General features: G+C 59.0%; 11 protein-coding genes. 8 read left to right on the top strand and 3 right to left on the bottom strand.

Annotated features, from left to right (window positions below):
* Positions 1–50 precede the first annotated feature (50 nt).
* The 7 genes from apaG (at position 51) to BFC21_RS20790 (ending at position 8,112) form a co-directional block, all read left to right on the top strand.
* Positions 51–431, top strand: a complete 381-nt coding sequence (gene apaG / locus BFC21_RS20820) for a Co2+/Mg2+ efflux protein ApaG (RefSeq protein ID WP_016782430.1) — start codon at positions 51–53, stop codon at positions 429–431.
* Complete coding sequence (locus tag BFC21_RS20815) at positions 431–1,312, top strand: symmetrical bis(5'-nucleosyl)-tetraphosphatase (protein ID WP_120266463.1); 882 nt, start codon at positions 431–433, stop codon at positions 1,310–1,312. Before apaG ends, BFC21_RS20815 begins: the two co-directional genes overlap by 1 nt.
* 32 nt (positions 1,313–1,344) lie before the next feature.
* Positions 1,345–1,674 carry a thiosulfate sulfurtransferase GlpE gene (gene glpE / locus BFC21_RS20810; protein WP_016782432.1) on the top strand — a complete coding sequence of 110 codons (330 nt, stop codon included), beginning with the start codon at positions 1,345–1,347 and terminating at the stop codon, positions 1,672–1,674.
* A 299-nt stretch (positions 1,675–1,973) separates the two neighbouring features.
* Positions 1,974–3,896: a PrkA family serine protein kinase gene (locus BFC21_RS20805; RefSeq protein WP_016782433.1), complete on the top strand. Its 1,923-nt coding sequence runs from the start codon at positions 1,974–1,976 to the stop codon at positions 3,894–3,896.
* Positions 3,897–3,996: 100 nt separating this feature from the next.
* Entirely contained in the window at positions 3,997–5,271 is a 1,275-nt protein-coding gene (locus BFC21_RS20800) for a YeaH/YhbH family protein (protein ID WP_016782434.1), read from the top strand.
* Positions 5,268–6,830 (top strand): SpoVR family protein, encoded by a 1,563-nt coding sequence (locus BFC21_RS20795; RefSeq protein ID WP_120266462.1) that lies wholly within the window; start codon positions 5,268–5,270, stop codon positions 6,828–6,830. The genes BFC21_RS20800 and BFC21_RS20795 overlap by 4 nt, the downstream gene beginning before the upstream one ends.
* A 58-nt stretch (positions 6,831–6,888) precedes the next feature.
* A complete protein-coding gene (locus BFC21_RS20790; protein WP_088378818.1) occupies positions 6,889–8,112 on the top strand; it encodes a multifunctional CCA addition/repair protein in 1,224 nt (407 codons plus the stop codon).
* A 132-nt stretch (positions 8,113–8,244) separates the two neighbouring features.
* Here the strand turns inward: BFC21_RS20790 and folK are convergent, their stop codons facing one another.
* Together folK and folB are read right to left on the bottom strand one after the other, a co-directional pair.
* Positions 8,245–8,769: a 2-amino-4-hydroxy-6-hydroxymethyldihydropteridine diphosphokinase gene (gene folK / locus BFC21_RS20785; RefSeq protein WP_088378817.1), complete on the bottom strand. Its 525-nt coding sequence runs from the start codon at positions 8,767–8,769 to the stop codon at positions 8,245–8,247.
* Positions 8,760–9,113 carry a dihydroneopterin aldolase gene (gene folB, locus BFC21_RS20780; protein ID WP_029611601.1) on the bottom strand — a complete coding sequence of 118 codons (354 nt, stop codon included), beginning with the start codon at positions 9,111–9,113 and terminating at the stop codon, positions 8,760–8,762. The genes folK and folB overlap by 10 nt, the downstream gene beginning before the upstream one ends.
* Positions 9,114–9,187: 74 nt before the next feature.
* Between folB and plsY the strand changes: the two genes are divergently transcribed.
* Complete coding sequence (gene plsY / locus BFC21_RS20775; RefSeq protein WP_088378816.1) at positions 9,188–9,757, top strand: glycerol-3-phosphate 1-O-acyltransferase PlsY; 570 nt, start codon at positions 9,188–9,190, stop codon at positions 9,755–9,757.
* A 44-nt stretch (positions 9,758–9,801) separates the two neighbouring features.
* Here the strand turns inward: plsY and tsaD are convergent, their stop codons facing one another.
* Positions 9,802–10,827: a tRNA (adenosine(37)-N6)-threonylcarbamoyltransferase complex transferase subunit TsaD gene (gene tsaD, locus BFC21_RS20770; RefSeq protein ID WP_086795725.1), complete on the bottom strand. Its 1,026-nt coding sequence runs from the start codon at positions 10,825–10,827 to the stop codon at positions 9,802–9,804.
* Between the last annotated feature and the right edge of the window lie 103 nt (positions 10,828–10,930).

Raw genomic sequence — 10,930 nt, 5'->3', positions numbered from 1 at the left:
GATCAGTTTTATCCCGAACTGTGTCTTCGCTTTCAAGTAAGGCCTCTCGCATGCACGATCCCCGCTATCTGGTCGACGTCAGCGTCGTCACACGTTACCTGCCAGAACAATCGCAGCCCGAACACCAGCGCTTTGCCTTTGCATACACCATTACGGTGCGCAACAACGGCTCAGTCGCCGCCAAGCTGCTGTCCCGGCACTGGGTCATTACCGACGGCGATGGGCATGTTGAAGAAGTCCGTGGCGCAGGCGTTGTAGGGCTGCAACCCAAGATTGATCCTGGCAGCGAACACACCTACAGCAGTGGCTCAGTAATCACCACCAAAGTCGGCACCATGCAGGGCAGCTACCTGATGCACGCCGATGACGGCCACGAGTTCAAAGCCATTATTGCGCCCTTCCGCCTCGCGGTACCCGGAGCCCTGCACTGATGGCGGTGTATGCCGTGGGTGACCTGCAAGGTTGCCTCAAGCCGCTCAAACGCCTGCTCGAACGTGTGGCCTTCGACCCTGCCAAAGACAAGCTCTGGCTGGTGGGCGACCTGGTCAACCGCGGCCCCGAATCGCTTGAAACCCTGCGTTTTCTGTACCGCATGCGCGAGTCACTGGTCTGCGTACTGGGCAACCATGACCTGCACCTGCTGGCCGTGGGGCGCAATATCGAACGCCTGAAAAAAGGCGACACCCTGCGCGAAATCCTCCAGGCCCCCGACTGCGATGAACTGCTGAACTGGCTACGCCAGCAACCGCTGCTGCACTTCGATGCAGAGCGTGATACCGCACTGGTGCATGCCGGGATTCCGCCGCAGTGGACGCTGAAAAAAGCCCTCAAATGCGCCAGCGAAGTCGAACAGGCCCTGCGTGATGACAACCTCATAGGGCCTTACCTTGACGGCATGTACGGCAACGATCCCGCCAAGTGGGACAACGAGCTGACCGGTGTGACCCGCTTGCGGGTTATTACCAACTATTTCACCCGCATGCGTTTTTGTACCCGAGAGGGCAAACTCGACCTCAAAAGCAAAGAAGGCGTAGGCACTGCACCGCCAGGCTTCGCGCCGTGGTTCAGCTACAAAGAACGCAAGACCCAGGGCCTCAAGATCATCTTCGGGCACTGGGCCGCACTGGAAGGCAACTGCAAGGAGCCGGGCATCTATGCCCTTGATACCGGTTGCGTCTGGGGCGGGGCCATGACCCTGCTCAATGTCGACACCGGCCAGCGCCTGCTCTGCGACTGTGACGACCCGGCCCTTGCCGCGCCCTCCATTGCTCCACACACCGAGCCATCTTCCCAACCCTTGGGCGCCGGCTAACCGCGCCCGCTGTCAGGCCACAGGAATCCCCCATGACCGAATTCAAACGTATCCCGCCCGAGCAAGCCCAGGCCCTGCGCGAACAAGGCGCCGTCGTCGTTGATGTGCGCGACCCGCAGGCCTTTGCCGCCAGCCATATCAGCGGCGCCAAGCACCTGGACAACCACTCGCTGCATGACTTCATCGCCAACGCCGACCTCGACGCCCCGCTGATCGTGGCCTGCTACCACGGCAACTCCAGCCAGAGTGCTGCAGCGTATCTGGTCGGCCAGGGCTTCAGCGAGGTCTACAGCCTGGATGGCGGCTTCGAGCTGTGGCGCGCCACTTACCCGGACGAAACCGCCCAAAGCCCGGGCGAATAATATTTTTATCAGCCCCAGCCCCCGTGATCAGAGGGCTGGCGGCCCGCCTGACCAACGGTCAGGCGCAACATTTCACGCATCCGCCCTTGACCTCCCGGATTACCAACTATCCTTTACCTCAGGCCATCCAAATCTGGGGAGAGCCGGTACACCGGCGAATGGATCATCGGTAGTAACTTCAAGGGTTTAGCCACCTTGATGGTGTCCTGGGGGGTACACAGCAGCACACATGCTGCTGCATGCCAGCACTCGAACTGACCGATCTATCGCCGACTCCACGTATCGAGCGAGGTGACGTCATGAGTATTTTTAGCCACTTCCAACAACGCTTTGAATCCACACGCCAGGAAGAGCTCACGCTCCAGGAATATCTTGAGCTGTGCAAACAGGACAAAAGCACTTATGCCTCTGCCGCTGAACGGCTCCTGCTGGCCATTGGTGAGCCGGAACTGCTGGACACCTCAACCGATTCCCGGCTATCGCGGATTTTTTCCAACAAGGTGATTCGCCGCTATCCGGCCTTTGAAGACTTCCACGGAATGGAAGAATGCATCGACCAGATCGTTTCCTACTTCCGCCATGCTGCACAGGGCCTGGAAGAGAAAAAGCAAATCCTCTATCTGCTGGGCCCGGTCGGGGGCGGCAAATCATCCCTTGCCGAAAAACTCAAACAGCTGATTGAAAAAGTGCCCTTCTATGCCATCAAGGGTTCACCGGTTTTCGAGTCGCCCCTGGGCCTGTTCAACGCCACCGAAGATGGCGCGATCCTCGAAGAAGACTTCGGCATCCCCAAACGCTACCTGAGCACCATCATGTCGCCGTGGGCCACCAAGCGCCTGGCCGAGTTTGGCGGTGATATCAGCCAGTTCCGCGTGGTTAAGCTCTACCCTTCGATCCTTAACCAGATCGGTGTCGCCAAAACCGAACCCGGCGACGAAAACAACCAGGACATTTCGGCTCTGGTCGGCAAGGTCGATATCCGCAAACTGGAAGAATTCCCGCAAAACGACGCCGACGCCTACAGCTACTCGGGCGCCCTGTGCCGGTCCAACCAGGGCTTGATGGAATTCGTGGAGATGTTCAAGGCACCGATCAAGGTGCTGCACCCACTGCTGACGGCCACCCAGGAAGGCAACTACAACAGCACCGAAGGCCTGGGCGCGATCCCGTTTACTGGCATCCTGCTGGCTCACTCCAACGAATCGGAGTGGCACACCTTCCGCAACAACAAGAACAACGAAGCCTTCATCGACCGGATCTACATCGTCAAAGTACCGTATTGCCTGCGCGTCAGTGACGAAGTGAAGATCTACGACAAACTGCTGTTCAACAGCTCGCTGGCCAAAGCCCATTGCGCGCCCGACACCCTGAAAATGCTGGCCCAGTTCACCGTACTGTCACGGCTCAAAGAGCCGGAAAACTCCAACATCTATTCCAAGATGCGGGTGTATGACGGCGAGAACCTCAAGGATACCGACCCGAAAGCCAAGTCCATCCAGGAGTACCGTGACAACGCGGGTGTCGACGAAGGCATGAATGGCCTGTCGACCCGTTTCGCGTTCAAGATCCTGTCCAAGGTGTTCAACTTCGACCCCCACGAAATTGCCGCCAACCCGGTCCACCTGCTTTATGTGCTCGAACAGCAGATCGAACAGGAACAATTCCAGGCTGAAACCCGTGAGCGCTACCTGCGTTTCCTCAAGGAATACCTGGCGCCGCGCTACATCGAGTTTATCGGCAAGGAAATCCAGACCGCTTACCTGGAGTCCTACAGCGAATACGGGCAAAACATCTTCGATCGTTATGTGCTCTACGCCGACTTCTGGATTCAGGACCAGGAATACCGCGACCCGGAAACCGGCGAGATCCTCAATCGCGTGGCCCTCAACGAAGAGCTGGAGAAAATCGAAAAACCGGCCGGTATCAGCAACCCGAAAGATTTCCGCAACGAAATCGTCAATTTCGTGCTGCGTGCCCGCGCCAACAACAACGGCAAAAACCCGACCTGGCTCAGTTACGAGAAGCTGCGGGTGGTGATCGAGAAGAAAATGTTCTCCAACACCGAAGACCTGCTGCCGGTTATCAGTTTCAACGCCAAGGCAAGCAAAGAGGACCAGCAAAAACACAACGACTTCGTCACGCGAATGGTCGAACGTGGCTACACCGACAAACAAGTACGGCTGCTCTCCGAGTGGTACCTGCGGGTCCGCAAGTCGCAGTGAGGCGGTTGTAAGCCTCAAGCCTCAAGCTGCTTGAACAGGCAGGGCAACTGCTTGGACTTGCAGCTTGCAGCTCACAACTTGAAGCTGCCCGGAGGGCCTAATGAGCTATGTGATCGACCGACGCCTCAATGGCAAGAACAAGAGCACGGTTAACCGTCAGCGTTTTCTGCGGCGCTACCGTGACCATATCAAAAAGGCCGTAGAAGAGGCCGTGGGCCGCCGTTCCATTACCGATATGGAACATGGCGAGCAAATCAGCATCCCTGGCCGCGATATCGATGAGCCGGTGCTGCATCACGGCCGTGGTGGCAAGCAAACCGTGGTTCACCCCGGTAACAAGGAATTCACCAGCGGTGAACATATTCCGCGCCCTCAAGGTGGCTCGGGAGGTGGCGGCGGGCCAGGCAAAGCGGGCAACTCCGGCGAAGGCATGGATGAGTTCGTGTTCCAGATCACCCAGGAAGAGTTCCTCGAATTCATGTTCGAAGACCTTGAGCTACCCAACCTGGTCAAACGCAACCTGACGGGCACCGACACGTTCAAAACCGTTCGCGCCGGTATCAGCAACGAGGGCAATCCGTCCCGTATCAATATCATCCGCACCTTGCGCTCCGCCCATGCACGGCGCATCGCCCTGTCCGGCAGCAGCCGGGCAAAACTGCGCGAAGCCAAGGCTGAGCTTGAGCGGTTAAAACGCGAAGAGCCGGACAACTTCGGCGATATCAAGACCATCGAAGCTGAAATCGAGAAGCTCAGCGCGCGTATTCATCGCGTGCCGTTCCTCGACACCTTTGACCTCAAGTACAACCTGCTGATCAAACAGCCCAACCCCAGCTCCAAAGCCGTCATGTTCTGCCTGATGGACGTTTCAGGCTCCATGACCCAAGCCACCAAAGACATCGCCAAACGCTTTTTCATCCTTCTGTACCTGTTTCTCAAGCGCAACTACGACAAGATTGACGTGGTGTTTATTCGCCATCACACCAGCGCACGGGAGGTCGATGAAGAGGAGTTTTTCTATTCCCGGGAAACCGGCGGCACCATCGTTTCCAGCGCACTCAAACTGATGCAGGAGATCATGGCCGAGCGTTACCCCACCAACGAGTGGAACATCTACGCAGCCCAAGCCTCCGACGGAGACAACTGGAACGACGACTCCCCCATTTGCCGCGACATTCTGATCAACCAGATCATGCCGTTCGTGCAGTACTACACTTATGTAGAGATCACCCCGCGCGAACATCAGGCGCTGTGGTACGAATACGAACGCATCAGCGAGGCGTTTTCCGACACCTTCGCCCAACAGCAACTGGTCTCGGCCGGCGATATTTATCCGGTCTTCCGTGAACTCTTCCAGCGCAGGTTAGTGACATGACCGCCAAAGAGAATAAGCGCCAACCCATCTCCACCGGCTCAGAGTGGACCTTTGACCTGATCCAGGCCTATGACCGCGAAATCGGCCGCCTGGCTGGCCGCTATGCGCTGGACACCTACCCCAACCAGATCGAAGTCATCACCGCCGAGCAAATGATGGATGCCTACGCATCGGTGGGCATGCCGCTGGGTTATCACCACTGGTCCTATGGCAAGCACTTCCTGAGCACCGAAAAATCCTATAGCCGAGGCCAGATGGGGCTGGCCTACGAAATCGTTATCAACTCAGACCCCTGCATTGCCTATCTGATGGAAGAAAACACCATCTGCATGCAGGCATTGGTGGTGGCCCATGCCTGCTATGGCCACAACAGCTTCTTCAAGGGCAACTACCTGTTTCGCACCTGGACCGATGCCAGCTCGATCATCGATTACCTGGTGTTCGCCAAGCAGTACATCATGCAGTGCGAGGAGCGCCACGGCATCGACGCGGTGGAAGACCTGCTCGACTCCTGCCATGCCCTGATGAACTACGGGGTGGACCGCTACAAACGACCTGATCCGATTTCAGCCGAAGAGGAGCGCCGTCGACAAAAGGAACGCGAGGAGCACCTGCAAAAGCAGATCAACGATTTGTGGCGCACCATCCCCAAAAGCGCAGACAAGCTCAGCGAGAAGGACAACGCCCGCTTCCCCGAAGAACCTCAGGAAAACATTCTGTATTTCCTGGAAAAACACGCGCCCCTGCTGGAGCCCTGGCAGCGTGAAGTGGTGCGCATCGTGCGCAAGATCGCCCAGTACTTTTACCCACAGCGGCAAACCCAGGTGATGAATGAGGGGTGGGCAACCTTTTGGCACTACACCCTGATGAACGACCTCTATGACGAAGGCCTGGTCACCGAAGGCTTTATGATGGAGTTCCTCATTTCCCACACCAGCGTGGTGTTCCAGCCCGGTTTTGACAGCCCCTACTACAGCGGTATCAACCCCTACGCCCTGGGCTTTGCGATGTATTGCGATATCCGGCGCATCTGCGAACACCCGACGGACGAAGATCGCTACTGGTTCCCGGACCTTGCGGGCAGCGACTGGCTGTCGAGCATCAAATTCGCCATGGCCAGCTTCAAGGACGAGAGTTTTATCCTTCAGTACCTGTCACCCAAGGTGATCCGCGACCTGAAGCTGTTCAGCATCATGGACGACGATCAAAAAGACGACCTGCTGGTACCCGCCATCCATGACGAAAACGGCTACCGCATCATTCGCGAAACCCTGGCCGCGCAATACAACCTGGGCAATCGCGAACCCAACGTCCAGATCTGGAGCATCGACCGGCGTGGTGACCGCTCACTGACCCTGCGTCACCAGCAACACGACCGCAAACCCTTGGGCGACTCCACCGAGGAAGTTCTCAAACACCTGCACCGCTTGTGGGGCTTCGACATCCACCTGGAAACACTGCAAGGCGACCAGGTCATGAAGGTCCACCATGTCCCGCCAAAAGGCGACCACGGTGATCTTGACCGTGGCCGCCTGGACATGGGAGCCATTCACCTGTAACCCAAGCCTCCGTTAACACGGCACACGCGCTATCCTGTCGCGCTAACGGAGGTTTTTTATGCAGATCTATAAAGTTGGCGGTGCTGTACGCGATCGCCTGCTGGGCAAGCCGGTCACCGATATCGACTGGGTGGTGGTCGGCGCTACGGCCGAACAAATGCAGGCCCTTGGCTATCGCCCTGTCGGCTCCGACTTCCCGGTATTCCTTCACCCCAAAACCGGTGATGAATATGCGTTGGCGCGCACCGAACGCAAAAGTGGTCATGGCTATGGCGGCTTTGTTTTTCACGCCAGCCCCGACGTCACCCTCGAAGAAGACCTGATTCGTCGCGACCTGACCATCAATGCGATGGCCGAGGACGAGGCCGGCAACGTGACCGACCCTTATCATGGCCAGCGCGACCTTCAGGCCCGCATTTTGCGCCACGTTTCCCCCGCATTCGCCGAAGATCCACTCAGAGTGCTGCGCGTGGCCCGATTTGCTGCGCGCTACGCCAGCCTGGGTTTCAGCATCGCCACCGAGACCCTGGAGCTGATGCGCCAATTGTCCCGCTCCGGCGAACTGCAAGCCTTGACCCCGGAGCGCTGCTGGAAGGAAATCTCCCGCGCCTTGATGGAAGATCAGCCGCAGGTCTTTATTCAAGTGCTGCGCAACTGTGACGCGCTTGAAGTGCTGCTGCCCGAGGTCAACGCCCTGTTTGGCGTGCCGCAGCCCCCGGCCCATCACCCGGAAATCGACAGCGGCGTGCATACCCTCAGCGTGCTGGAGCAATCGGCCTTGCACAAACAGCCCCTGACGGTGCGCTGGGCTTGCCTGCTGCACGACCTGGGCAAGGGACTGACCCCTGAGAAGGACTGGCCAAGGCACATTGCCCACGAGCACAAGGGGCTGCGCCTGATCAAGGCGGTCAATGACCGCTACAAGGTGCCGCGTGACTGCCAGGAACTGGCCCTGCTGGTGGGCGAATACCACACGCACGGCCATCGAGCCCTTGAACTCAAGGCTTCGACGCTTCTGGAGCTGCTGCAACGTTTTGACGTGTACCGGCGGCCGCAGCGCTTCGAGGAGTTTATCGTCGCATGTGAGATGGATGCCAAAGGGCGTCTGGGGCTGGAAGATCGCCCGTACCCGCAGGCGGACTACCTGCGCGGCGCGGCACAGGCAGCCCTGGCGGTAGCGGTGCAGCCGCTGCTGGAGCAGGGCTACAAAGGCCCGGAACTGGGCGAAGCGCTCAAGCGCGAACGGCTCAAGGCACTGCAAGCCTACAAGGATGCGGCGTAGCGCAAACCTTGTAGGAGCGGGCTTGCTCGCGATCAGGGCTGCGCGGTCTTTCAGCCAGACCGCATCGACGCCATCGCGAGCAAGCCCGCTCCCACAAAAAAGGCGGCAACCTGCCGCCCATTCAAACGGCTATCAGCCCGCCAGCATCTCCAACGGCGTCAAGGACTCCCCCCGCCACTCGAAGGCTGCAGGCGCAAGCACCTGATCGATCTGCGCCTCAGCCCACAACTGCGCAAGGGGCTTGCCCACACCCGGGTGGATTTTGTCTGGAGCTATCAAAGACAGCGGCCACAACACAAAAGCATTCTTGAGAATTTCGGCACGCGGCAGGGTCAAGCCATCGAAATTACCCTCCAGATCGCCGTAAAACAACACGTCGATATCCAGGGGCAAGCCCTTGCGTTCTTGGGCGTAACGCCCGTTATCCGCCTCGATCAGCTTCAAACGTCGGCTTAACTCAACCAGCGGCAAATCGGTTTTCGCCGACACCACCAGATTGAAAAACGGCCCGCTCTTGATCCCTACCGGCTGGCTTTCGAACACGGGCGAACACTGCATGCCCAGCAAAAACCCGGCCAGCGCATCCAGCCCCGCCTGCAAATGTGTTTCGCGCTCGACATTACTGCCCAGCCCAAGATAAATCCGAGTTAGCGACATCCGCGCTCAATCTCCACGCCCACCCCAGTGGCCGCCGCAACGGCGCCGGGCTTGGTCAGCTTGAGGTGCAGCCAGGGAATATTGAACTCGCTCATCAGCACTTCGGCCAGACGCTCGGCGAAGGTTTCCACCAGCTGAAATTGGGCCTGCTCGGCAAACGCCTGAATGCGCGCGGATACACTCGCGTAATCCAGAGCCAGCGTCAGATCATCCCCAGCCGCAGCCGGGCGGTTATCCCACGCAAAACTCAGATCAAGGCGCAGGCACTGACGGATGCCACGTTCCCAGTCATAAGCACCGATAACGGTGTCAACTTCCAGGCCTTCGATAAACACTCTGTCCAAGCACTCTTCTCCGCAGCACGACAAGGGCGCAAAGCGCCGTTAGAATCAGGGCGTCCTCGCCCGGAATAGTTAGCATGTTTTGGTTACTGGCGATCCTCGCCTACCTGCTCGGCTCTCTGTCCTTTGCCATTTTGCTCAGCCGCCTGACGGGAACCCCCGACCCGCGAATGAGTGGTTCCGGCAATGCCGGCGCAACCAACATGTTGCGTCTGGCCGGCAAAAAACTTGCCGTCCTGACCTTGCTCGGCGACCTGTGCAAGGGGCTTTTGCCCGTCCTGCTGGCCAGCCAACTGGATTTCTCGCTCCAGGACCAGGCCTGGATCGGCGGCTGCGCCGTTGTAGGCCACATGTACCCTGCCTACTTCCGCTTTCGCGGCGGCAAGGGTGTCGCCACGGCGGCCGGCATGCTGCTGGGGCTGTATCCGCCTGCCGCACTGCTGGCTGTCGCCGCATGGCTGCTGACCTTCCAGCTGACCCGTACCAGCTCGCTGGCGGCCCTGATCGCCACGCCCCTGACCCTGCCACTGCTGGCCTGGCAAGAGCCTGCCGCACTGCTGCCCATGAGCGCCTTGACGGCACTGATTGTCTGGCGCCACCGCGGCAATTTACGCGACCTGATGGCCGGGCGCGAACGGCATTTCTGAATATTGCCCGTGAAAAATCTTCACCATTGCGCCCACCCCTGTCATCACAGGGGCTGCAATTGCTCCATCGGCCAGCGTGCTTGCACGCTGATGGCCAATGTTTCGTGCTGGCCTGCCTGCAAACGCTGGCAGCCGGCGAATGCGATCATCGCGCCGTTATCCGTGCAAAATTCCGGCCGGGCGTAATACACATTGCCCTTCATCTCACCGAGCATTTTCTCCAGCGAAACACGCAGTGCCTTGTTCGCACTCACCCCGCCGGCAATCACCAGACGCTTCATGCCCGCATGCTTCAAGGCCCGCTTGCACTTGATGGTCAGCGTCTCGACCACCGCCTGCTGGAAGGCCAGGGAGATATCGCAACGGGTCTGCTCAGTATCGTCACCCTCGGCCACGCACCGCTGCCAGGTGTTCAGGGCAAACGTCTTGAGGCCGCTGAAGCTGAACTGCAGGCCGGGACGGTCGGTCATGGGTCGCGGGAACACAAAGCGCCCGGCAACCCCCTGAGCGGCCAGACGGGCGATCTCAGGACCACCGGGGTAGTTGAGCCCCATCATCTTCGCCGTCTTGTCGAACGCCTCACCCGCTGCATCGTCCAGGGTCTCGCCCAACAACTCGTATTGGCCGATGCCATCCACGCGAACCAGCTGCGTATGACCACCCGATACCAACAAAGCGACGAACGGAAACTCCGGAGGCTGTTCTTCCAGCATCGGAGCCAGCAAGTGACCTTCCATGTGGTGCACGCCAAGGGCCGGAATACCCCAGGCAAATGCCAGCGCCTGGGCGCAAGAAGCCCCAACCAGCAGGGCTCCGACCAATCCTGGGCCAGCCGTATAGGCAATCGCGTCAATCTCCGTAGGCACACAATCGGCCTCGGCCAGCACCTGACGAATCAAGGGCAGCATTCGCTTGACGTGATCCCGTGAAGCCAGCTCCGGCACCACACCGCCATAAGCGCGGTGCAGGTCGATCTGACTGAACAGTGCATCGGCCAAAAGCCCGCGTTCACTGTCGTATAGCGCGACGCCGGTTTCGTCGCAGGAGGTTTCTAATCCCAGTACTAGCATGGGTTTACGCCTTGTAGAGGCTAAATTCGAAGGCGCGCATAATAGTCGCCACTCCCGCCCCCGGCCAGCGGTTTTCGATCAGAGGCTTTGCATTCCGGGCGAT

The organism is Pseudomonas sp. TMW 2.1634 (assembly GCF_001703595.1).
GTDB classification, from domain to species: domain Bacteria; phylum Pseudomonadota; class Gammaproteobacteria; order Pseudomonadales; family Pseudomonadaceae; genus Aquipseudomonas; species Aquipseudomonas fragi.
The sequence above is the reverse complement of the archived record's forward strand: the minus strand, read 5'-3'. Positions and strand labels throughout refer to the sequence as shown.